This is a genomic window from Cupriavidus sp. H18C1 (assembly GCF_049311595.1).
Taxonomy (GTDB): Bacteria; Pseudomonadota; Gammaproteobacteria; order Burkholderiales; family Burkholderiaceae; genus Cupriavidus; species Cupriavidus cauae.
Window position 1 is genome coordinate 621,809 of the sequence record NZ_CP186009.1, and the last position, 23,684, is coordinate 645,492.

Genomic DNA, 23,684 nt, shown 5'->3' on the forward strand with positions numbered 1-23,684 from the left:
CCGCGCTGCACCGCCTCGCCGCCGGTGCCATTCCCGTGAACACCCTGATTTCCACCCGCTTTGATGTAGTACATACTGAACGTCCATTCGGTAAACACTACATCAAAGACAAAGGTGTCGAAACGCCGCGGCCGGGCGTATCCGCCACGGACGAGCGCGAAGCCGCCTGCCGTGGCATGCTTGCACGGCTCGGCATGGGCAGCCGCTGGCCCGTTCCTTGCGTCAACCCGGCCGTCGCGATTTATGTAGTGAATCCTGAATGAAAACAGTGCGCGGCGCCCCGCCCGGGCGGGGCGCCGCGCACCAGCGCTGTGCCGGCGCTGTGCCAGCACAGCGCCGGCGTGCCTTGCCGTTCCACCGTCCATTCCCGCCATCCGGCGACTCGCTTCAGCAAAGGAAGAACGATGCACAACCGAATCCGCCCCCAACGACGACTGCGCCGCGCCACCGCCGCCATGGCAGTCACCGTGTCGGCGCTGCTCGGCAGCGCCGCGGCGCTGGCGCAGAACACCATCAAGATCGGCGAGATCAACAGCTACAAGGCGCAACCGGCGTTTCTCGAGCCGTACAAGCGCGGCTGGGAAATGGCGGTCGACGAGGTCAATGCGGCCGGGGGCGTGCTAGGCAAGAAGCTGGAGGTGGTATCGCGCGACGATAACGGCAATCCCGGCGATTCCGTGCGGGTGGCCGAGGAACTGGTGGCGCGCGAGCGCGTCGCGCTGCTGTTCGGCGGCTTCCTGTCCAATACCGGCCTCGCGCTGACCGACTATGCCAAGCAGCGGCGCGTGTTTTTCCTGGCCGCCGAGCCGCTGACCGACAAGATCGTCTGGCAGAACGGCAACCAGTACACCTACCGGCTGCGCCCGTCGACCTATATGCAGGTCGCGATGCTGGTGCCCGAGGCGGCCAAGCTGAAGAAGAAGCGCTGGGCCATCGTCTATCCCAACTACGAATACGGCCAGTCGGCGGTCGCCACCTTCAAGAAGCTGCTGAAGCAGGCGCAGCCGGATGTCGAGTTCGTCGCCGAGCAGGCGCCGCCGCTGGGCAAGGTCGACGCCGGCTCGGTGGTGCAGGCGCTGGCGGACGCCAAGCCCGATGCCATCTTCAACGTGCTGTTCGCCGCGGACCTCGGCAAGTTCGTGCGCGAAGGGAATACGCGCGGCCTGTTCGAGGGACGCGAGGTGGTGTCGCTGCTGACCGGCGAGCCCGAATACCTCGATCCGCTGCGCGGCGAGGCGCCGAAGAACTGGGTGGTCACCGGCTACCCGTGGTACGCGATCGATACGCCCGAGAACAAGAAGTTCGTCGAGGCCTACCGCAAGAAATTCAACGACACGCCGCGCGTCGGCTCGGTGGTCGGCTACGCCGCGGTCAAGTCGATCGCGGCCGGGCTGCAGAAGGCCGGCAGCACCGACAGCGACAAGCTGGCGGCGGCCTTCTCCGGCCTGCGCGTCGACACGCCGATGGGGCAGATCGTCTATCGCCCGCAGGACCATCAATCGACGATGGGCGCCTACGTCGGCCGCACCGGCGTGCGCGACGGCAAGGGCGTGATGACGTCGTTCGTCTACGTGGACGGCGCCAAGGTGCAGCCGAGCGACGCCGAAGTGAAGGCGATGCGGCCGGCGCAATAACGGCGATGCGACAAGGTCGATGCAATAAGGTCGATGCAATGAGGCCAATGCAATGAGGCCGATGCAACAGGGCCGGCGCGTCCCGGCTGGAGTCGACACATGACACTGACAAGCTTGCTGGTCCAGTTGCTGAACGGCCTGGCGGAAGCCTCGACGATGTTCCTGGTGGCCGCCGGGCTGTCGCTGATCTTCGGCGTCACGCGCATCGTCAATTTCGCGCACGGCTCGTTCTTCATGCTGGGCATCTATCTGTCGTACACGGTGGTCAGCCGCATCGGCGAGACCGCTGCCGGATTCTGGGGCGGCGTGCTGGTGTCGGCGCTGCTGGTCGCCGCGATCGGCGCGCTGGTCGAATGCGTGATCCTGCGGCGCATCTATCAGGCGCCGGAGCTGTTCCAGCTGCTGGCGACCTTCGCGCTGGTGCTGGTGATCAAGGACGCGGCCCTGTTCGTCTGGGGACCCGAGGACCTGTTCGGCCCGCGCGCGCCGGGCCTGAGCGGCGCGGTGGAAATCCTGGGCCAGCGCTTCCCGCAATACGACCTGGTGCTGATCGCGATCGGCCCGCTGGTGCTCGGCCTGCTGTGGCTACTGCTGACGCGCACGCGCTGGGGCACGCTGCTGCGCGCGGCGACGCAGGACCGCGAGATGGTGGGCGCGCTCGGCATCAATCAGGCGTGGCTGTTCACCGGCGTGTTCGCGCTGGGCTGCTTCCTTGCCGGGCTGGCCGGCGCGCTGCAGGGTCCGCGCGTCCCGGCCAACCTGGCGCTGGATCTGGAGACCATCGGCAACGCCTTCGTGGTGGTGGTGGTCGGCGGCATGGGCTCGATTCCCGGCGCCTTCCTCGCGGCGCTGCTGATCGCCGAGATCAAGGCGCTGTGCATCGCGCTCGGCACGGTGTCGTTCGGCGGCGTCGAGATCGCGCTGACCAAGATGACGCTGGTGGTCGAGTTCCTGGTGATGGCGGTGATCCTGGTGGTGCGGCCGTGGGGGCTGCTGGGCAAGCCGCAGGCGCCGTCGCGCAATGGCGCCGAGCTGGAGGCGCCGCTGCGCGTGCCCGGCAAGCCGGTCAAGCTCGCCGGCGCGCTGACCGTCGCGGCGCTGCTGCTGGTGCCGGTGCTGGCGCAGGCCTATCCGTACCTGACCGTGCTGCTGGTCGAGATCCTGATCGCGGTGCTGTTCGCCGCCAGCCTGCACTTCATCATGGGGCCGGGCGGCCTGCATTCCTTCGGCCATGCCGCCTACTTCGGCCTGGGGGCCTATGCGGCCGCGTTGCTGCTGACCAAATGGCAGCTGCCGATGGAGGCCACGCTGCTGCTGGGGCCGCTGGTCGCCTGCGTTGGCGCGGTAGTGTTCGGCTGGTTCTGCGTGCGGCTGTCCGGCACCTATCTGGCGATGCTGACGCTGGCCTTCGCGCAGATCGTCTGGTCAGTCATCTATCAATGGGACGGCTTCACCGGCGGCAGCAACGGGCTGCTGGGCGTGTGGCCGGCCGGCTGGCTGTCGTCACCGACCGCGTTCTACTACCTGACCATGGGGCTGTGCTGCCTGTGCGTGCTGGCGCTGCGGCGCGTGCTGTTCGCCCCGTTCGGCTACGCGATGCGCGCGGGCCGTGATTCGGCGCTGCGTGCCGAGGCGATTGGCATCGACGTCAAGCGCGTGCAGTGGGTGGCCTTCGCCATCGCGGGCCTGTTCTGCGGCATGGCGGGCGTGCTGTTCGCCTACTCGAAGGGCAGCATCTCGCCCGAGGCGATCAGCGTCGGCCGCTCGGTCGACGGCCTCGTGATGGTGCTGCTCGGCGGCGTGCAGACGCTGGCCGGGCCGCTGGTCGGCGCGTCGGTGTTCACCTGGCTGCAGGACACCATCGCGCGCGAAACCGATTACTGGCGGGCGCTGCTGGGTGCGACCATGCTGCTGCTGGTGATCCTGTTCCCGGCGGGCATCGTCGGCTCGCTGCGCAAGCGCTTCGCGCGCGAGACGGAGCCGGCCGATGCCGAGCGGGCGGCCGGCCCGTCCGCTGCCTCTTCCTCCTCGTCCTGGCAATCCCCCCTCGCTGAAGGAGCCGGCATGACGCTGCTGCAAGTCAGACATCTGGGCAAGGCGTTCGGCGGCGTCAAGGCGGTCAGCGACGTGTCGTTCGACCTGCCTGCCGGCCAGCTGCTGGCGCTGCTCGGCCCGAACGGCGCCGGCAAATCGACCTGCTTCAACATGCTGAACGGCCAGCTGAAGCCGGACCAGGGCTCGATCCGCTTCGACGGGCACGAGATCGCCGGCATGCGGCCGCGCGACATCTGGCGGCTCGGCGTCGGCCGGACCTTCCAGATCGCCGCCACCTTCGGCTCGATGACGGTGGTCGAGAACGTGCAGATGGCGATCCTGTCGCGCGAGCGCAAGCTGTTCCAGCTGTGGCGCCCGGTGCGCGCGCACCATCGCGAGGAGGCGATGGCGCTGCTCGAGCAGGTCGGCATGGCGGGCCAGGCCGAGCGCGCCTGCGGCGTGCTGGCCTACGGCGACGTCAAGCGTGTCGAGCTCGCGATCGCGCTGGCCAACCGGCCCCGGCTGCTGCTGATGGACGAGCCGACCGCCGGCATGGCGCCCGAGGAGCGCCGCGCGCTGATGGCGCTGACCAGGCAGCTGGTCGTGCGGCACCAGTTGTCGGTGCTGTTTTACCGAGCACAGCATGGACGTCGTGTTCGCCTATGCGGACCGGATGATCGTGCTGGCGCGCGGCCAACTGATCGCCGAGGGCGACGGCGAGGCGATCCGCAACGATCCGAAGGTGCGCGAGGTGTATTTCGGCACCGGCAAGACCTTCGAACGCCAGGCGGGACAGCGCCGGTCGGCACAGATACGGGAGGGCTCGGCATGAGCGCCGACACGCTGTTGGAAGTGAGCGGCCTGAACGCCTTCTATGGCCGCGCGCATATCCTGTTCGATGTCGGGCTCGAAGTGCGGCGCGGCGAGGTGGTCGCGCTGATGGGCCGCAACGGCGCCGGCAAGTCCACCACGATGAAGGCGCTGATGGGCCTGCTCGATCGCGCGCACGGCAGCATCCGCTTCCGCGGCCGCGACCTGGCGCGCGCCAAGCCGTACCAGATCAGCCGCATGGGCATGGGCTTCGTGCCCGAGGACCGGCGCATCTTCACCGACCTGACGGTGATGGAGAACCTCGAGATCGGCAAGCAGCCGCCGCGCCCCGATGCGGTCGAATGGACGCCGCAGAAGCTGTTCTCGCTGTTTCCCAATCTCGGCGAGATGCCGCACCGTCCGGGCGGCCAGATGAGCGGCGGCGAGCAGCAGATGCTGACGGTGTCGCGCACGCTGATGGGCAATCCCTATCTGGTGCTGCTCGACGAGCCGTCCGAGGGCGTCGCGCCGGTGATCGTCGAACAGATGGCCAACATGATCCTGGCGCTCAAGCGCGAGGGCATGTCGATCCTGCTGTCCGAGCAGAACCTGCATTTCGCCGAACTGGTCAGCGATCGCGCCTATGTGCTGGAGAACGGCCACATCCGCTATCACGGCACCATGGCGGAACTGGCGGCCAACGACGCGGTACGGCGCGACTACCTGGCGGTGTAGGGAGCGAGTCGACAGGCGCGCTGGCAAGCGCGCCGGGAAGCGCGCCGCCGCGTCTCAGCGGCCGGTGTCCTCGATCAGGCGCAGCAGCGCATCGGGGCTGACCGGCTTGACCAGATGCTGGCCGAAGCCGGCGGCCTTGCTGCGATCGCGGTCGGTCTCCTGCCCGTAGCCGGTCAGCGCGACGAAGCGGCAGGGGTGCTCGCCGAGCGCTTCGCGCAGCCGGCGCACCAGCTCGTAACCGTCCATCACCGGCAGCCCGATGTCGAGCACCGCGACATCAGGGGCGAAGCGTTCGACGATACGGAGCGCGGAAACCGGGTCGTAGGCGACCTGCACATGGTGGCCGTAGGCCGTCAACAGCTGCGCCAGCGCCTGTACCGAATCGACGTTGTCGTCGACCAGCAGCACGCGGCGCGCATCGCCGGGGGCCACCACGGCGGCAGGTTCCTCGCGGTGCGCAGCGGCGACCAGTGCGGCGCTGGCGTGCGCGGGCAGCCGGATCGTGAATTCGCTGCCGTGACCGGGTCCTTCGCTGGTCGCCGTGACGCTGCCGCCGTGCAACTCGACCAGATTCTTGACCAGCGCCAGGCCGATGCCGAGCCCGCCCTCCGGGCGGTCGATCTTGCGCGGCCCCTGATAGAACAGGTCGAACAGATGGGGCAGCATCTCGGCGGCGATGCCGATGCCGTTGTCGCGCACCTGGATCACGATGGTGCCGTCGGCGCTCTCACCGCTGCCGCTGCCGCTGCCGCTGCCGATGTCGTCTCCGCCTTCATCGTCGCGCCGTGCCGACAGCAGGATCTCGCCGCCGATATCGGTATAGCGCGCGGCATTGGTCAGCAGATTGGCCACTGCCTGCGCGAGCCGCACGGGGTCGCCCTGCCAGACCAGCGTGCGGTCGACATCGACGGTCAGCCGATGGCTGCGCTGCTCCAGCAGCCGGCTTGCCATCTCGACGGCCTTGGTCAGCACGTCGACGAGCTGCACCGTCTCGACCTTCAGTTCGATATTGCCGCGCGTGATGCGCGAGACGTCGAGCAGATCGTCGATCAGCCGCACCAGATGATCGACCTGGCGCTCGATGATGGCCCGCTCGCGCTGGGTCTCGGTGGAGCCGCGCATGCGCATCAGTTGCAGCGCGGTGACGATCGGCGACAGCGGATTGCGCAGCTCGTGCCCCAGCATCGCCAGGAACTCGTCCTTGGCCTGGCTGGCGCGCTCCAGTTCGCGCAGCAAGGCGTTCGCGCTGCTGCTCGGCGATCTCGCGCGCGACGCGATCGCTGGCGTCGCGCGTGAAGCAGCGCGTATAGCGCAGCTTGCCGTCCTCGAAGCAGCCGTTCGAGTGGATCAGCACGGGCTTGATGCTGCCGTCCTTGCAGCGCAGCCTGGCCGGTTGGTCGTACAGCGTCTGCCCTGCCTTCAGGCTGTCGAGGATGTGTTCGATGACCGGGGCGTCGACGTGGAATTCGGTGATCGGGCGTCCCACATACTCGTCGTAGCGATAGCCGAGCATCTGCAGCTCGGCCTGGTTGGCCCACAGGATGGTGCCGTCCGCGGCCACGCGGTGCACCCCCTCGGCGGCGTTGTCGAGGAAGTCGGTCAGCTCGATCTCGCGCCGGCGCAACGTGGCTTCGGCCTCGCGCAGGCGCTTGACCTCGTTCTCCAGCGCCAGTGCCTTCTGCTGCCATACCGCGGCGCGCAGCGCAGTGTCCGCGATATCCGGGGCCTTGCCCGCCGCGGTGGCGTAGAAGTGGGTGTGGACGTCGCAGACGCAGCGGAAGTGCCGCGCCTGCTCGTCGCTGGCGAACACGCGATGCGGATACGCGCACAGCAGCTTGAAGCCATGGCGCCGGATCAGGTCGTTCCACAGTTCCTCGAGCCGCAGCGCGGCGTCGTGCAGGCCCTGCTCGCACAGCAGCGCGACCATCTCGCCGAACGCATGCAGCGGCGGCGAGCGCCGTGATTCCGCGGCGACCAGCTCGCCCACGCTCGCCAGAAAGCGCTGCTCGTCGGGCCAGCCGTCGACCATGAAGCGGTCCAGCGTCGCCTGCGCCGGCAGTGCGACCAGATTGCCGGTGTACCACGGGCGGTCGTCGCGTCCGGGGCCAAGGCCGCGCAGCAGCGGCAGCAGGGCGTCCAGATGTTCCTCGGTGGCGATCAGGATCGCGCTGCCGCCGCAGCGCAAGGCCTCGTCGGCGAACTCGCGCACGTCCGCGAGAAGGATCGAATCCTCGTCGTAGAAGCGGACCATGTGGGAGGGATCGGGCCTGGCCAGATGCCCCGGGATGACGGCTGACATAGAAGCGATGTGGGCGCGCTGCGCCGTGTGCAAGGCCCCATCATACGCGCGCATGGGCAGGGGACGGACAAATCGCCCGCGAACGCGGCGAAATCGCTGTGACGACAGCCGCGCAGTGCCCGCGAGTTTCCCGAGAAATGCACGCCCGGGCCGTGCGGAAAGCGGCGGCGAAGGCCCCGTCTCGAGGCCGTGCCCGATATACTCTGCGCAACACTCCTTCCGATGCCGCCACGCAAAGTGTCCACCTCGTCATCCAACAAGAACAAGACGCCGGTTCCTTCGTACGATTTCACCGATCAGGTCGGCCACCTGTTGCGCCGGGCCTATCAGCGGCATGTCGCGATCTTCCAACAGACCATTCCCGATTCGCAGCTGACCGCGGCGCAGTTCGTCGTGCTGTGCGCGGTCAAGGAGCGGCAGTCGTGTTCGCTCAGCGAGATCGTGCGCGCCACGGCGATCGACCAGGCCACGGTGCGCGGCATCATCGAACGGCTGAAGGCGCGCGAGCTGATCGCGGTGTCGCATGACCCCAGCGACCGGCGCAAGGTGGTGGTCACCGTCACGCCGGCCGGATTGGCGCTGATCGACGAAACGATTCCCCTTCGCGCACCAGATCACCGAGCAGACTTTCGGTGACCTGAACCCGGCCGAACGCGTCGCGATCACCTATCTGCTCAAGAAGATGAGCGAGTTCGACGAGCGCGAGCCGGGGGCGTAGAACTCGCTCGAACGCGAACGCAATGGCCGCCGTTCCCGCGAACGCGGTGACGCAGCCGCTGTTTCAGCCGGCAAGGGCGGAGACACCGGGTCCCCGCGTTTGCGCGGGCGGCGCTTTCCCTGCGGGTTCGGCCAGCGCCGCGCGCACCGATTCGGGCGTGAACGGCGGCCGCCGCAGCCGCAGGCCGGTGGCATCGAACAGCGCATTGGCCAGTGCCGGCGCGCCCGGCAGCGAAGCCGACTCCCCGGCGCCCAGCGGCGCCTCGTGCTGGCGCGGCATCAGCACCACCGAAATCGGCGGCAGCTCGGGGGAAGGTCATCAGCGGATAGCTGCCCCATTCGCGGCTCGCCACGCCATCCGCGTGGAAGCGCACCTGCTCCTTCAGCGAGCGGCTCAGGGTCTGCACCACGTTGCCGTGCACCTGATGACGGACGCCGTCGGGGTTGACCATCATGCCGGTGTCCTGGCCGACCACCACGCGCAGCACGCGGATGCTGCCGCTGTCGGGCTCGACCTCCAGATCGACGACCCACGCCGACCAGGCCGCGCCGAAGCCGGGAAACTTGCTGTGGATATAGCGGGCATAGGCGATGCCGCGGCCGCGCAGCTTGCCGTCGGCAGCCGGGATGCCGCGCGTCCCTCGCTCGCCCTCGCGCCAGCCCGCTTCGTCGGCCACCGCGCGCAGCAGGTCCGCCGCACGTTCGTCGGCAAGATGCCGCAGCCGGAAGGCCAGCGGGTCCGCGCCCGCCTCGTGCGCCAGTTCGTCGATGAAGGACTCGTGCGCGAAGGTATTGGGCAGCGCCGACACGCCGCGCAGCCAGGCGGCGCGAACGATGGCCGGCGTATCGTCGCAGGCGATGTGCGTATGCGCGTAGTCGTAGGGCGGCACCGCGGTGCGGTCGCCCATTTCCAGCATCCGCGGCGCCGTGTCGATCGTGCCGGTCAGCAGCAGCGCCAGCGTCGGCGCGTCGTTGGACGGGTAGCGGCTGACGAAGTCGTAGCCCAGCAGCGCGCCATCGGCGCCGAGCGCGCCCTGCACGTCCATCAGCTGCGCCGCGCCCTTGGGCTCCCACAGATGTTCCTGCTCGCGCGAGAGCTGCACGCGCACCGGCCGGCCCACCGCGCGCGACAGCAGCACGGCGTCGGCGCAGACGTCGTCCGCGCAGTTGCGGCCATAGCAGCCGGCCGCCTCCATCCGCACGATCTCGATCCGGCTTTCGTCGAGGCCGGTCAGGCGCGACAGGTCGATGCGCAGCACATGGGGGGTTCTGCGTGCCGGACCAGACCGTCAGCGTGCCGCTGTCCGCATCGTTGTGCCGTTCTTCGCGCCCTTCGTTGCGCCCATCGTCGCGCTCTTCGTCGCGCTCCTCGTCGCGCCAGTGGGCCACACCGCAGGACGGCCCGATCGACGCGTGCATCTGGTAGGGCCATACATAGCTGCGCTGCAGCGTGGTGGCGGCCTGCTCCCGGGCAAGATCGACATCGCCCTGCGCGCGCAGCTCGCGCCGTTTGGCGGGATTGGCCCGCAGCGCGGGCTCGGGATCGTCCAGCGGCGGCAACGGCGGCGCGGCGCGCCAATGCACGCGCAGCCGGCGCGCCGCTTCGATGGCCTGCTCCTCGCGCTGCGCGACCACGCCGACAAAATCGCCGATCGTCACGACATCGACCACGCCCGGCACGTCGCGGATCGAGTCCCGATCCACCGAGATCAGGCTGCGGCCGACGAAGTCGCCGGCATCGCGTCCCGCATACGGGGGACGGATCACGCGCCCATGCAGCATGCCGGGCACGCGCACATCATGGACAAAGGTCAGCGCGCCGGTGGCCTTGCCCGGAATATCGACGCGCGGCGCGGCCTTGCCGACCACGCGATAGGCGCTTGTCGGCTTGAGCCCGACCTGGTCGGCCAGCGGCAGTTCGATGTGGTCGTCGCCGAGCAGGGATCCGTAGGACAGGCCCGTTTCGGCGGGCGTATGGCTGTCCGATGGACGGACGCGAACGCGGCCCTCGTCGACGACGAGGCCGTCGGCAGCCACGCCCAGGCGCTCGGCGGCGCGCGCCAGCAGGAAGGCGCGCGCCTGCGCCGCGGCCCGGCGCAGCGGCTGCGCGGAAATCTGGATGGTCGCGCTGGCGATGGTCGGGCCCTGATTCGGCGTGGCATCGGTATGCCCGAGCACCATGCGCACCGAAGCGAGCGGCACGTCCAGTTCCTCGGCGACGATCTGCGCGAGCGCGGTGCGGATGCCCGTGCCCAGATCGACGTGGCCGTTGAAGGCGAGCACCTCGCCATCCGCGTGCACGGCGACGAAGACATCCGGCAGCGCGGGTACGTAGTCGGACGCCGCGCCGGGCTGGCCGGGTGCGGGTTTGGGCGCGGCCTGCGCGGCGCGCGTGATCAGCAGCACGCCGCGGGCCTGCGACAGCGCCGCTCTCAGGGCGCGCGGAGAATCATCGTCGTGCATCGGCATTTCGTTCGCTTTCCTTCGATGGCGGCCGCGCCGCGATGGCGCCGCAGTGGTCTCCCTTCGCCTTGCATGAATCGCCTCGCATGGCCCGCCAGGCGTGCGGCCGCGGGCACCTTCGACAGTTATACTGGCAGCTTCGCAACGCCAGATCCTCGCAACCGACGACATGACCACCGCGACGGCAAGAACCAGGGCAGCGGCCGGCACGCGGGCCCGGCAAGCCCAGGATACGCGCGCCAAGATCCTCAAGGCGGCCATCAAGGTCTTCGCCGAGCGCGGCTATGACGGTGGACGGGTCGAGCGCATCTCGTCGCTCGCCAAGACCTACGACCGGATGATCTACTACTACTTCGGCAGCAAGGAAAAGCTGTTCGTCGAAGTGCTCGAGACCATCTACACGCAGCTGAACGAGGCAGAGCAGGCGCTGGAGCTGGACCCGGACAATCCGGTGCGCGCGCTGATGCAGCTGACCGATTTCGTCTGGCACTACTACCTGGACCACCCCGAGTTCGTCGCGATCCTGACCAGCGAGAATATCAGCCAGGGGCGGCATGCGAAGAAGTCCGGCCGGCTCAAGGAAATCTCCAGCTATGCGCTGTCGGTGCTCGACGGCGTGCTCGAGCGCGGCAAGGCCAGCGGCCACTTCCGGCCCGAGGTGCGCGCCCGCGACATCTATCTGGTGATCGCCTCGCTGGGCTACTTCTACAACTCCAACCACCATACGCTGAGCGCGTTCCTCGGCGAGCCGATGATGAGCAAGCCCGCGCTGGAGCACTGGCGCGACGTGATGCAGCACACCGTGCTCAACGCGGTCTGCCGGCCCGCCATTGCGGCGGAGCAGGCGGCAGCGGCCGAGCCGGCCGCGGCATCCCGTCCCGCCAGGTCCGCGCGCAAGCCGGCGCGCAAGACCGCGCACAACACCCGCGTGGCGGCGGCCGGTTGAAGCGGGGCGCATCGGGCTTCTGCGTCGGCTCGTCCAGGGCCTAGCGGTCCTGCGCGGCGGCGATCGCGCCCAGCGCTTCGTCGCGCGGCATCACGGTCGCGTACTTCTGCTCCATATCGAACAGATTGGCCTGATGCGGGCCCAGCGCGCGATCGCCGACGCAGTCGGACAGCACCAGCGGGCGGAAGCCGTGCGACATCGCATCGACTACGCTGGCGCGTACGCAGCCGCTGGTCACGCAGCCCGCCACCAGCAGCGTGCGCACGCCGCGGTGCGCCAGCCAGGCCGCCAGCGAGGTGCCGAAGAACGCCGACGGCACCGTCTTGCGCACCACCAGTTCGCCGTCGCGCGGCGCCAGCTCGGGCACGATCGCGCTGTCGTGGCTGGCCTCCTTCAGCGTCAGCATGCCCGGCACCTTCTGCGTGAAGACATTGCGGTCGGCGTCGTCGTCGGCAAAGACGATGCGGGTATGCGCGATCGGCCAGCCTTGTTCGCGCGCCGCGGCCAACAGCGGCCCGGTGTTGGCGATCGCCTGCGCAATATTGCCGCCGCCGAACACCGCCGGATCGGCAAAGCCGTTGACGAAGTCGATGATCAGCAGGCCGAACGGCGCGGCGATCTCCATGGTCGCGCCAAAGCCCTGGCGCTGGTACGTCGACACTTCATCGTGCATGTCAGGCTCCGTCGTTCCGATAGTCGAATGCATGCTGCACCGGCGCGCCGCCATCCATCACGCGGCCGCGCTCCACCACCGTCTCGCCATCGAGGCGGACGGTGCAATGGCGCACCGGGATGTCGATGTGGCAGGCGGTGGTGCGGCTGCCGCCGGCCTCGTTGTTCGGGCCGAACGAGCACAGGAAGTTGCCCTCGTAGGCGCGCGCGTCCATCCCGATGGTGGCCTCGCGGTCGTACATCGCCAGCGTGGACCAGCGCGCGCGCGGCTGCAGGCCCCAGCCGATGTGCGACATCGCATAGGCCTCCGGGTCGTTGAACGAGGCCATGTAGTCAGCCAGCAGCTCGGCATCGAGCTCGCCGTCGATCGACGTGACATAGCCGTTCTCGACCGTGATATCGATCGGTGCCTGCAGATAGGACTTCATCGGCAGCAGGATGTCGCCGCGGTCGAGCACGATGCGGCCATTGGTGCCGCCCTCGTTGGGCCAGGTCAGCACGAAGCCGCTGGGCCAGTGGTCCCAGCGTCCGGGTTCGTCGACGAAGCCGTACTCGCTGATGGCCGGGAATTCGCCGAGCGCGCAGCGCAGGTCGGTGCCGGCGTCGGAGACGATATGCATCTCCCGCGCCTTCGATAGCCGCGCGGTGGCCGCGCGCACGCGCGTGCGGTCCGCTTCGGTCGGCACCAGCCGCACCAGCACCTCGGGCGGCTCGACGGCCAGCAGGATCTTCGTGCCGGTGGCCAGGATCTCGTGCTGCTCGGGCGAGAACAGCAGCGTCATCAGGTCGAGCACCAGGTCGCTGGCCTTCAGCGCGGCGATCGCAGCCGGATTGCCGGTCAGCGGCGTGGTGCCGAGATAGGCCAGCGAATCCCGGCTCAACGCCTTCTCCGCGTTGACCGGCGGCAGATCCAGCCGGTTGACGATGGCGCCCATCGACGAGGCCGCCAGCAGCGCGGTGCGCATCGTCTGCGGATGCGTGGCGGCGCTGGTCAGCACGGTGACGCTCTGGCCCGGCTGCAGCTGCGACAGCGTCAGCACCTGCTTCCAGGCTTGCGTCAGATCATGATCGCTTACCGGCATGCGTTCTCCTTGCTCGGTGAATCGGTGAAGGTTGGCGGGGCGCTCATGGCTGCAACGGCGCGCCGAGGAAATCGCCGAAGGCGCGATAGAACCCGGCCTCGTCGTCCCACGGAATCATGTGGCCGGCGTCTGGCACGCGCGCGACCTGCAGCTGCGGCATCAGGCCGCGGATTTCCTCGACGTCCTCGGGGCGGATCACGTCGCCGCGGCCCGCGACCATCAGCAGCGCCGGCACGGCGACATGCGGCATGTCGGCATGCACGTCGTCCTGGTGGAAGCCGTCGAAGCTGGCCACCACCGCGCGTTCGTCGCAGGTATGCAGCCATTCGGCGCGCAGCCGCAGCTGCGCCTCGGTCCAGGTCGGGCAAAAGGCGCGCATGCCTTCCACATCGATGCCCCGGCGCGCCAGCCGGATCGAATCGACATACCAGGGCAGCTGCGAGGGGGTAGGGCCGGCGGCCGGGACCGGACACCGGCGGATCGATCATCGCCAGCCGCACCAGGCCGGCCGGCCTGGCGCGCGCCGCCCGCAGGCCGATGCGCGCGCCCATCGAATGGCCGACCACGCTGTAGCGCTGCAGGCCGAGGACCTCGGCAAACGCGATCACGTCGGCGGCTTGCGCATCGAGGCTGTAGTCGAGCGTGTCGCCCGCCTCGGACAGGCCGCGGCCGCGCACGTCGAGCACATAGGTATCGAACTGACGGCCCAAGCGCTCGCCGACGAAGCCCCAGGTGATGGCAGGCGAGGTGATGCCCGGCACGACGATGACCGGGTCGCGCGCGTCGCGGCCTTCGCCCGGACCGCCGTAGCGCAGGTAATGCTGGCGGATGCCGTTGGCAAGGACGTTGCCGCCGTAGGGGGAAGGACGCTGTCATGACGGCCCCTCGCTCAGTACGCGCCCGACAGCAGCGTGCCGCCGCCCGGCACCACCGCCTCCAGGTCCAGCGCCTTCAGCATCGCGTAGGTCGTCGCGATCGCGGCGGTGACCACCGGCTTGCCGGTCATCGCCTCGACCTTCTCCACCACCGGCAGCGAAGGCATCTGCACGCAGGCCGACAGCACCACCGCATCGACGTCGCGCGTATTCATCTGCGCGACGATGGCCGGCAGGCGGTTCGGATCGTGGCGGCCCACTTCGAGGTTGTCCGGAATCTCCAGCGCGCGCCAGTCGACCACCTCGTAGCCCTCGTTCTGGATGTAGTCGACCACCAGCTCGGTCAGCGGCTTCATATAGGGCGCGACCAGCGCAATACGCTTCGCCCCGATCACCTTCAGCGCGTTGACCAGCGCGCCGGCGCTGGTGACGACCGGCGCGGTGCCGTCGTTCTCGGCGGTGCGCGACTGCAGGCGCTCTTCCGACACGCGGTGATAGCCACGCCCCATCGACATGATCGCCACCAGGCAGGCGTAGCCGAGCACGTCGACCCGCGCGTCGCTGAGCTCGATCGCGCAGCGGTCCGACTCGGCGTCCATCGCGGCAAGCTCCTCCTTCTTGACCGTCTTCATTCGCATCCGGCTCGAGTGGAAGGTAAAGCGTTCCGGCCGCACCAGTTGGCGCGCCGCCAGCATCGCGGGGATCTCGGTTTCCATGGTGGTGTTGGAGCTCGGCACGATCTGGCCGATCCGGAAGACTTTCTGCACTGTCGACTCCGTTTGTCAGTAAAGGGGGCGCTACGGCAAGCCGTCTGGCGTGTGTCGAGTCATTGTAGTGTACACACTGTATTACCACAACCATCTCGGGCACCGTGCCGAATGCACCATTTTAGTAAGTACTCAACGAACGTAAAACGCTGATGGTGCGCAATTTCACGGAAATGGAGCATTGCAGCGTTCCGTCCACTTCAATACCTAGGGATTACACCGAGTCGGCGCATTCCGCCTTTACGTCAAAAAATATGGTGTGTACACTCGATTTCAATCGCTGGCCCCGGCCGGCGCGAACTGTGTTTGATGGAAGTGATGGCCAGGAGAAAAACGTGCAAGGCAAACCTCGGATCGCCGTGATCGGTGCAGGACTGGGAGGAACGGCCGCGGCCGCGCTGCTGCAGCGTGAGGGTTTCAACGTCAGGCTCTATGAGCAGGCCCCGGCGTTCTCGCGGCTTGGCGCCGGCATCCATGTCGGACCGAACGTGATGAAGATCATGCGCAGGATCGGCATCGAGGACGGACTCAACGCGATGGGCTGCCATCCGGACTACTGGTACAGCCGCGACTGGAAGACCGGCGAGGTGATCGCGCAGATTCCGCTGGGCGACTACGCGGTGTCCCATTACGGCGCCACCTACCTGACCGTGCACCGCGGCGACTTCCACGCGCTGCTGACCGATGCGGTCGCGCCCGGCACGCTGCTGTTCGACAAGAAGCTGACCCAGGTCGAGGATCTGGGCGATGTGGTGCGGCTGAGCTTTGCCGACGGCACCGTCGAGGAGGCCGATATCGTGATCGGCGCCGACGGCGTCAATTCGAAGATCCGGGAAACGCTGCTGGGCGCCGAGCCGCCGAAGTACACCGGCTATATCGCGCACCGCGCGGTGTTCCCGATCTCGCGCGTCAAGGGCTTCACGCACGACCGCTGTACCAAGTGGTGGTCCGACGATCGCCACATGATGGTCTACTTCGACACCGGGAAGCTCGACGAGATCTACTACGTGACGGGCGTGCCCGAGCCGACCTGGGACATGAGCAAGAGCTGGCTGCCGAGCAGCATCGACGAGATGCGCGCCGCGTTCGACGGCTGGCACCAGGGCGTGCAGTCGCTGATCGAAGGCACGGTCGAGGTCACCAAGTGGCCGCTGCTGGAGCGCGACCCGCTGCCGCTGTGGAGCCGCGGCCGTCTGGTGCTGCTGGGCGATGCCTGCCACCCGATGAAGCCGCATATGGCGCAGGGGTGCCGCGATGGCGATCGAGGACGCCGCGATGCTGACGCGCTGCTTCGTCGAAGCCGGGCTCGACGACTTCGGCACGACCTTTGCGTTGTACGAGGCGAACCGCGCCGAGCGCGCCAGCAAGGTGCAACGGGTCTCGCACGAGAACACCTGGCTGCGCACCAACGAGAATCCCGACTGGTGCTTCGGCTACGATGTATTCGAGGTACCGCTGGTCGAGCCTGCCGCGGCCGCGGTGCCCGCCAGCCCGGCCACCGCGGCTACCGCCACCGCCGCGGCCTGAGCGCAGGCCTTGCGCGGGTCTTCGGGCCCGCCGGCGCGGACCGGCCGACGCGGTCCGGTCGACGCGGACCGGTCGACGCGGTCCGGTCGACGATAACCGTGAATCCCGGAGGCGCGGCAACCTCGCATTGCCGCCCCCAAGCCAAGCCAGCCCCATGAGCGTGCCCCGCCCCCCCCAGCCAGCTCTCGCTGAACGTCAACCGCACCGAACGATCGGTTTGTGCCGACCCGGCCACGCCGCTGCTCTATGTCCTGCGCAACGACCTGGAATGCAACGGGCCGAAGTACGGCTGCGGGCTGGGGCAGTGCGGGGCCTGCACGGTGCTGATCGACGGCATCGCGGCGCGTTCCTGCGTGGTGCCGGTCAGGGCCGCGGTCGGACATGCGGTGACGACGCTGGAAGGGCTTGCGCAGGGCGAGCGGCTGGACCCGGTGCAGCAAGCCTTTGTCGATGAACAGGCGGCCCAGTGCAGCTACTGCCTGAACGGCATGATCATGACCGCCAAGGCCTTCCTGTCGATGCATCCCGATCCCACCGACGCGCAGATTCGTGAAGCGCTGCGCTTCAACCTGTGCCGCTGCGGCACGCATGTCGAGATCGTGCGCGCGGTCAAGCGCGCCGCGGTATTGCTGCGGCAGGCCGGCGAACAGGCGGAGCCGCGATGAACGATCTGGCACGGGTGGCCGGCGGCGAGATCGCCCACGCAGCTGGCGCGGCGATGCCGGTTCCACCGCCCGCACGCGCGCAATGGCTGTTCGGCGAAGTCGTCCGGCCCCGTCGTCCTCATGCCGCGACGCTGCGCCGCTTCGACGCCGAGGCCGCACGCGCGGTGCCCGATGTGGTCGCGGTGGTGTCGCGCGGCAGCTTCCTCGCCGTGGTGGCCCGCTCGCCCGCGCGGGCCGCAGCCGGCGCGGCCGCGTTGCGGCCTGTATGGTCGGAGGCTGGCGCGCGTACCGATCAGCGTGCGCCGCGCCGGCGTCGCGTGCTGGCCTCGCATGGCGACGCAGCGGCGGCGCTGTCCGCGGCGCCCTTGCGGCTCGAGCAGGACTATCGCTGGCCGCTGGCCGGCATCGCCCCGCCTGCCGCCACCGCGATCGCCGATTGGCGCGACGGCGAGCTGCGGGTCTGGCTTCCGGACAGCCGCCCCGGTGCGCTGCGCGCCGAGCTGGCGAAGCTGCTCGGGATTGCCGAGACCGCGGTTACGCTGATCTGCTGGCACGACGGCACCGATATGGCGGACATGGGCGACATGGTCGACATCGCTGACATCGCTGACATCGCTGACATCGCTGACATCGCTGACATCGCTGACATCGCTGACATCGCTGACATGGCAGACATGGCAGACATGAGCGGTGCGGCCGCGCGGGCAAGCGTGTCCCACCATGCCGCCGCCGATGCCGCGTTGCTCGCGCAGGCGGTCGGTGGACCGGTGCGGGTCCGCTTCGATGCGGCGGCGTTCGACGATGCCGCGGGATGGATCACGACCCGCATCGCAAGTGCGACGACCCGAGGCGAGCCCGATGGCGAGGCCGCCGCGATTTCCGCCTACCAGGTCACAGCCACGGCAATGCCCGCGCAGGCTCGGCCGCTGGCATCGATCCAGACCGGTACGCCGTCCGCGGTGTCCGATGTTTTCGGAAACGAAGATGCCGGGCTGGTGCCGCCGTATCGGATCGACCATTTCGAAGCGGTGTCGGCCGACACGGCGTCCACGGCTGCCGCCATCGCCGTCAATCCAATGGCGGGCGCCATCGCACAGGTCTTCGCGCGCGAATCGCATCTGGACGAGGCCGCCGCGCTGGCCCGCGTCGATCCGGTTGCGCTGCGCCTGAATCATCTGCAGGACGAGCGGGGCGCGGCCCTGGTTCGGCAGGTGGCGCGGCAGGCGGAATGGCAGGCGCCTGCGCTGCGCTCTGTGTCCCGCGCCGCGTCGCGCGATACGTCGGCAGGCGTTCGCCGTGGACGCGGCTTCGCCTACGCCAGCGTGGTCGATGCCGATGGCGAGCAACCCACGCAGAGCTGGGCCGCGTGGGTCGCCGACGTCGAGGTGGACGCGTTCAGCGGCGAAGTCAGCGTGACACGGGTCACGCTGGGTCACGACAGCGCGGTGTCCACGTCCACGCCTTCGCCGTCGTCCTTGCCGTCGCCTTTGCCTTCACCTTCACCCGACCGAACGCAGGCCGCTGCGCCGGCGCTGGAACACGATATCGCCGAAGCGACGCGGCAATTGACGGCACAGGCGCCGTCGTTCGATCGCTGGGCGACGGCGTCGCATGACGCCACCGCGCTGCCGGCCACGGTCGGCACGCTCGCTCCCGAGGTCCGCGTCGTCGGCGGCTTGACGACGACGGCGGGTCTGCGCGGCAGTGCCGCCGCGACGCTGCCCGCCGCCGCCGCGATCGCCAATGCGATCTTCGATGCCACCGGCGTGCGGCTGCGCGAGCCGCCGTTCAGCGGCGAACGCGTACGCCTGGCGCTGGCCGGAGAACGCACCGCGGGCGCACCCGCAAGGCGCAAGCGCCATTGGCTGATCGCGGCCGGCGCCGCCATCGCGGGACTGTGCGCCACCGTGATGCCTTGGCGCTCGGCGATCGCGCCCGTTGGCCCCCCCGAGCCGGGCTTCTATTCGGCCGCGACGATCGAACGGGGCCGCCTGGTGGCGGCGGCCGGCGATTGCGCCGTCTGCCACACCGCGCCCAACGGCGCGAAGAACGCCGGCGGTCTGCCGCTGGAGACGCCGTTCGGCACGATCTACAGCACGAACATCACGCCCGATGTCGACACCGGCATCGGGAACTGGTCGTACGCCGCCTTCGAGCGCGCGATGCGCGAAGGCGTCCATCGCGACGGACGCCGGCTGTACCCCGCCTTTCCCTATACCGCCTTCGCCAAGATCAGCGAGGGCGATATGCGCGCGCTGTATGCGTACCTGATGTCGGCCGAGCCGGTGCATGCGCCGGCGCCGAAGACCGAACTGGCGTTCCCCTTCAATCTGCGGCCGCTGATGGCCGGCTGGAACCTGCTGTTCCATCGCAACGCGCGCTTCCAGCCGGACCCGTCGCGCTCGGTGCAATGGAACCGCGGTGCGTATCTGGCCGAAGGGCTGGGACACTGCAGCGCCTGCCATTCGCCGCGCAATGCCTTCGGCGCCGAGAAGGGCGGCCGCGCCTATCTGACCGGCGGCGAGGCCGAAGGCTGGGAAGCGCCGGCCTTGACCTCGCTGTCGCGCGCGCCGATTCCCTGGACCGAGGATGACCTGTTCCAGTACTTGCGCACCGGCTATTCGTCGCGCCATGGCGCCGCCGCCGGACCGATGGCACCGGTGGTCGACGAACTCGCGCAATTGCCGGAGAGCGACGTTCGCGCGATCGCGCACTACGTGGCCTCGTTCAACGCGCCGCCGCCCGATGCCGCCACGCTCGACCGGCATGCGCGCGCCCTGGAGCAGCGCAGCGCGACGCTGGCCCGCACGATGACCGGCCCCGCCGACCGGCTCTACCAGAGCGCCTGCGCGGTCTGCCATCAATCCGATCAGGGCGTGCCGATGTTCGGCGCCAAGCCGTCGCTCGCGCTGAACACCAATCTGCATGGCGACAAGCCGGACAACGTGATTCAGGCCGTGCTCAAGGGCATTCCGGCGCCGCCATCGAACGCGCTGGGCGACATGCCCGGCTTTGCCGACAGCTTCGATGACCGGCAGGTCGCCGAACTGGTGCACTACCTGCGCGCCCGTTTCGCGCCCGACAAGCCGGCCTGGCAGGGCGTGGACGCAGCGGTGGCGCGAATACGCGGCAGCGCGTCCACCGGCGCGAAGGTCGTACATGGCGCCAATGGCGCGCATCACGGGCAATAAGGTCGAACAGGCTCAAGACATCGAAGAGGTCGCCGCCGCTACTCACAACCGCACCACTGCTTCACAACGCATTCCCGATCACGATGCAGCACGCACTGCATCGGACCCCAGTCACGCCGACTCCGCACCTTGCGTCATCGACGCCGAGGCGGGGACGGTGTTGGCGCCAGCACCCAAAGGTAGACCAAGCAAGGAGCGAAGATGTCGTATCAGTACCCTCAAGGAACGGCCGGCGTGCTGGCCCCAACGACGGAACCGGATGTCTACCGCAAGGTGACATGGCGCCTGATTCCGTTCTTCTGTCTGTGCTATCTGGCCGCTTATCTGGACCGCATCAATGTCGGGCTGGCGAAGCTGCAGATGCTGGACGACCTGAAGTTCAGCGAGACGGTGTACGGACTGGGCGCCGGGCTGTTCTTCGTCGGCTACATCCTGTTCGAAGTACCGAGCAACCTGGTGCTGCAGAAGGTCGGCGCGCGTATCTGGATCGCCCGCATCATGGTGACGTGGGGCCTGCTGTCGGGCGCCACCATGTTCGTCACCACGCCCACGCAGTTCTATATCGTGCGCTTCCTGCTCGGCGCGGCCGAAGCGGGCTTCCTGCCCGGCGTGCTGCTGTATCTGACCTACTGGTATCCGACCCATCGGCGCAGCAAGATCATCGCGCTGTTCATGATCGGGCTACCGCTGGCCAGCATGATCGGCAGTCCGATCTCGGGCTGGATCATGACGGCGTTTGCCGGCGTCTACGGCTATGCCGGCTGGCAATGGCTGTTCTTCCTCGAGGCGCTGCCTTCGGTGCTGCTCGGCGTGATGGTGTTCTTCTATCTGCCGAACAACATCGACTCGGCGAAATGGCTCGATGCGGGCGAGAAACGCACGCTGCAGCGCAATCTCGAGGCCGACGTGCTGGTCGAGAACCAGCATTCGCTGAAGGCGGCCTTCACCGACCGCCGCGTGTGGATGCTCGGCGTGATCGACATGTGCCTGCTGATGGGAACGTATTCGATCGGCTTCTGGATGCCGACCATCATCCGCGATTCGGGCGTCGCCAGCCCGCTGCATATCGGCCTGCTGACCGCGATTCCGCATGCCGTGGCGGTGGTGGCCATGCTGATCAACGGCGCGCATTCGGACCGCACGCGCGAACGCCGCTGGCATATCGTCGTGCCAGTGCTGTTCGGCGCCTTCGGGCTGGTCGCCAGTACCTTCGTCACCGGCCATACCGGCGCCACGCTGGCGCTGCTGACGCTGGCCAACGTCGGCATCGTGGCGACGTTTCCGGTGTTCTGGTGCCTGCCGTCCACCTTCCTGAGCGGCACCGCGGCGGCCGCGGGCATTGCGCTGGCCTGCTCGATTGCGAACCTGGGCGGTTTTGCGGCGACCTATCTGCTGGGCTGGATGAAGGACACCTTCAACAGCCCCAGCGCCGGTCTGATCCTGTTCGCCGTCTGCCTGCTCGGAAGCTGCCTGCTGGTGCTGGCGATGCCGGCGAAGACGGTCAACCGATAGCGTCACAGGTGGGACGGCAGACGGCGCTGCGGCGGCCGCTGCGGTGATCGGACGGCGGAGGCGATATACAGTCGCCCGGCAGCCGCCGTACAATAGGCGCTCCAACTGCCCGTATCCGACCCCATCATGCCTCGAGCGAAAGCCGCGCGCCTCGACACCGACAGCCCCGCCGAACCGCTGGACGACGGCAGGGCCGTGTCCGGCATCCAGGTCGACGAGATCGCCGAGCGCATCCTGATCGCAATCTGGGAGCACCGGCTGCCGCCCGGCACCAAGCTGGTCGAGGAGAAACTGGCCACTGTGTTTGGCGTGAGCCGGACCAAGGTGCGGCTGGCCTTCACCAAGCTCGCCCACGAGGGCGTGGTGACGGTGTATCCGAACCGCGGCACCTTCGTCTCCAGCCCGAGCGTGCAGGAGGCCCGCCAGGTCCTGCATGCGCGGCGGCTGATCGAACCCGAGCTCGCGCGCGACCTCGCGGCCGGCATGACGCGCGAGCGCCTACGGCCGCTGCGCGCGATCACGCGCGACGAAGCGCAGGCGCGACGCAAGAACGATCGGCGCACGATCATCCGGCTGTCCGGCGAATTCCATGCGCGGCTCGCCGACCTGTCGGAGAACCAGTACTTGGCCAGGTACCTGCGCGAGCTGTGCTCGCTGACCTGCCTGATCATCGCGCTGTACGATGCGCCGGGCGTGCCGTCCTGCCCGCATCACGAACACGACGACATTCTCGATGCGCTCGAAGCGGGAGACGGCGAGCGCGCGGCCACGCTGATGACCGAGCATCTGGCGCATGTCGAGAGCACCTTGCACCTGGACGCGCCGGCCGACGAAGAGGTCGACCTCGAGGCGGTGTTCGCCTCCGTGTAGCACGGCGCGGCAGCGCCGGTCATCGGAGCACCGACGTGCGGACTGACCTGCGGACTGGGGTGCGGACTGAGGTGCGGACTGCCGATCAACGACTGGCGAACGATGGCCTAACGATGCTCGATACGCGCCGCGAGCGCATCGGGCAGACCTAACGTGGACTTGGCATCGGGCCGGCGGAACGTACCGGCGGTTGCCTTGCGCGTGTTCAGCGCGACCAGTCCCTCGGCCTGCTTGACGGCGGCCGCCATCTGATCGACCACGGGTACCGGGATGCGGTCGCGCACCCGCGCCGCCAGCCCGGCCAGCGGCGCACCGGCAAGGATCACCACATCGGCCTCGTCCTCGGTGACGGCGCGGTTGGCCAGCGCCACCAGCAACGCTTCCTTCTCGTCCTGCACGTCCGATACCGACGCGAACGCGTCGTCGAGCATGCGGATGCCGGCCAGCCGGCCGCGCAGTCCATGCATGTCGACGCATTCCTCGTACCACGGGCCCAGCGCGCGGGCGAAGGTGACGATGGCGAAGCGCCGTCCCAGCATGCAGGCGCTGAACATCGCGGCCTCGGCCATGCCGACGACCGGCAGGTCGAACAGTTCGCGGGCGCCGAGCAGGCCCGGGTCGCCGAAGGCGGCGATGATCGCCGCATCGACGTTCGCATGATGCTCGGCCAGCATCTCCAGCGCGATGGCGCCGCCGATCTGCGCCTCGGCACGGGTGGCGATATAGGGCACGCCGCGTGGCGCGGTCAGCGGCACCAGTTCGGTACCGGGCGCGGCGGCATCGCTGCCGGCGGCCATCAGCCGTGCGGTGATGCCTTCACTGGTATTGGGATTCAGGACAAGGATGCGCATGGTGTCTCGGGATGGAATCGCGGGTTCGTCAGGT

13 protein-coding genes and 8 pseudogenes are annotated in these 23,684 nt (G+C 68.6%); 12 read left to right on the plus strand and 9 right to left on the minus strand.

Annotated features, from left to right (window positions below; all coding sequences use genetic code 11):
• The first annotated feature begins 35 nt into the window (after positions 1-35).
• The 5 genes and pseudogenes from OJJOAM_RS18625 to OJJOAM_RS18645 all read left to right on the plus strand — a co-directional run bounded on the left by OJJOAM_RS18625 (position 36) and on the right by OJJOAM_RS18645 (position 5,213).
• Positions 36-263 (plus strand): hypothetical protein, encoded by a 228-nt coding sequence (locus tag OJJOAM_RS18625; RefSeq protein WP_422650689.1) that lies wholly within the window; start codon positions 36-38, stop codon positions 261-263.
• Positions 264-455: 192 nt separating this feature from the next.
• A complete protein-coding gene (locus OJJOAM_RS18630; protein ID WP_422650962.1) occupies positions 456-1,634 on the plus strand; it encodes an ABC transporter substrate-binding protein in 1,179 nt (392 codons plus the stop codon).
• Between the two features lie 99 nt (positions 1,635-1,733).
• Positions 1,734-3,653, plus strand: a pseudogene (locus OJJOAM_RS18635) (ABC transporter permease); the annotation flags it as partial.
• Positions 3,654-3,698: 45 nt separating this feature from the next.
• Positions 3,699-4,500 (plus strand): annotated as a pseudogene (locus OJJOAM_RS18640) (ABC transporter ATP-binding protein).
• A gap of 107 nt (positions 4,501-4,607) precedes the next feature.
• Entirely contained in the window at positions 4,608-5,213 is a 606-nt protein-coding gene (locus tag OJJOAM_RS18645) for an ABC transporter ATP-binding protein (RefSeq protein ID WP_422650963.1), read from the plus strand.
• 54 nt (positions 5,214-5,267) lie between these two features.
• Here OJJOAM_RS18645 and OJJOAM_RS18650 read toward each other — a convergent pair whose 3' ends face one another.
• The 3 genes and pseudogenes from OJJOAM_RS18650 to OJJOAM_RS18660 all read right to left on the minus strand — a co-directional run.
• Complete coding sequence (locus OJJOAM_RS18650; protein ID WP_422650964.1) at positions 5,268-6,164, minus strand: hybrid sensor histidine kinase/response regulator; 897 nt, start codon at positions 6,162-6,164, stop codon at positions 5,268-5,270.
• 120 nt (positions 6,165-6,284) lie between these two features.
• Positions 6,285-6,398, minus strand: a pseudogene (locus OJJOAM_RS18655) (histidine kinase dimerization/phospho-acceptor domain-containing protein); the annotation flags it as partial.
• Positions 6,399-6,537: 139 nt separating this feature from the next.
• Positions 6,538-7,566: pseudogene (locus tag OJJOAM_RS18660) on the minus strand (MEDS domain-containing protein); the annotation flags it as partial.
• Between the two features lie 168 nt (positions 7,567-7,734).
• Here OJJOAM_RS18660 and OJJOAM_RS18665 point away from each other — a divergent pair.
• Positions 7,735-8,230, plus strand: a pseudogene (locus OJJOAM_RS18665) (MarR family winged helix-turn-helix transcriptional regulator).
• A gap of 63 nt (positions 8,231-8,293) precedes the next feature.
• Here the strand turns inward: OJJOAM_RS18665 and OJJOAM_RS18670 are convergent.
• Positions 8,294-10,698 (minus strand): annotated as a pseudogene (locus OJJOAM_RS18670) (molybdopterin cofactor-binding domain-containing protein).
• 163 nt (positions 10,699-10,861) lie between these two features.
• On the opposite strand from OJJOAM_RS18670, the gene OJJOAM_RS18675 reads away from it, so the two are divergent.
• Complete coding sequence (locus OJJOAM_RS18675; protein WP_422650690.1) at positions 10,862-11,638, plus strand: TetR/AcrR family transcriptional regulator; 777 nt, start codon at positions 10,862-10,864, stop codon at positions 11,636-11,638.
• Positions 11,639-11,678: 40 nt separating this feature from the next.
• On the opposite strand, the gene OJJOAM_RS18680 is transcribed toward OJJOAM_RS18675, so the two are convergent.
• From OJJOAM_RS18680 to OJJOAM_RS18695, 4 genes and pseudogenes are all read right to left on the minus strand, one after another.
• Entirely contained in the window at positions 11,679-12,311 is a 633-nt protein-coding gene (locus OJJOAM_RS18680) for an N-carbamoylsarcosine amidohydrolase (protein WP_422650691.1), read from the minus strand.
• A gap of 1 nt (position 12,312) precedes the next feature.
• The gene (locus OJJOAM_RS18685) at positions 12,313-13,392 is read right to left on the minus strand and encodes a 2,5-dihydroxypyridine 5,6-dioxygenase (protein WP_422650692.1); all 1,080 of its coding nucleotides are present in this window, start codon (positions 13,390-13,392) and stop codon (positions 12,313-12,315) included.
• A 43-nt stretch (positions 13,393-13,435) separates the two neighbouring features.
• A pseudogene (locus tag OJJOAM_RS18690) lies at positions 13,436-14,222 on the minus strand (alpha/beta fold hydrolase).
• A gap of 59 nt (positions 14,223-14,281) precedes the next feature.
• Complete coding sequence (locus tag OJJOAM_RS18695) at positions 14,282-14,983, minus strand: maleate cis-trans isomerase family protein (protein WP_422650965.1); 702 nt, start codon at positions 14,981-14,983, stop codon at positions 14,282-14,284.
• A gap of 386 nt (positions 14,984-15,369) precedes the next feature.
• Here OJJOAM_RS18695 and OJJOAM_RS18700 point away from each other — a divergent pair.
• The 5 genes and pseudogenes from OJJOAM_RS18700 (at position 15,370) to OJJOAM_RS18720 (ending at position 22,799) form a co-directional block, all read left to right on the plus strand.
• Positions 15,370-16,561 (plus strand): annotated as a pseudogene (locus tag OJJOAM_RS18700) (FAD-dependent oxidoreductase).
• Positions 16,562-16,749: 188 nt separating this feature from the next.
• Positions 16,750-17,226 (plus strand): (2Fe-2S)-binding protein, encoded by a 477-nt coding sequence (locus tag OJJOAM_RS18705; RefSeq protein ID WP_422650966.1) that lies wholly within the window; start codon positions 16,750-16,752, stop codon positions 17,224-17,226.
• A complete protein-coding gene (locus tag OJJOAM_RS18710; RefSeq protein ID WP_422650693.1) occupies positions 17,223-20,417 on the plus strand; it encodes a c-type cytochrome in 3,195 nt (1,064 codons plus the stop codon). Before OJJOAM_RS18705 ends, OJJOAM_RS18710 begins: the two co-directional genes overlap by 4 nt.
• Positions 20,418-20,618: 201 nt before the next feature.
• Positions 20,619-21,929, plus strand: coding sequence for an MFS transporter (locus OJJOAM_RS18715; protein ID WP_149318532.1), 1,311 nt, complete (start codon positions 20,619-20,621; stop codon positions 21,927-21,929).
• Positions 21,930-22,055: 126 nt separating this feature from the next.
• Complete coding sequence (locus OJJOAM_RS18720) at positions 22,056-22,799, plus strand: GntR family transcriptional regulator (RefSeq protein ID WP_422650694.1); 744 nt, start codon at positions 22,056-22,058, stop codon at positions 22,797-22,799.
• 107 nt (positions 22,800-22,906) lie between these two features.
• On the opposite strand, the gene OJJOAM_RS18725 is transcribed toward OJJOAM_RS18720, so the two are convergent.
• Positions 22,907-23,650, minus strand: a complete 744-nt coding sequence (locus tag OJJOAM_RS18725; RefSeq protein WP_422650695.1) for an aspartate/glutamate racemase family protein — start codon at positions 23,648-23,650, stop codon at positions 22,907-22,909.
• Positions 23,651-23,684 lie beyond the last annotated feature (34 nt).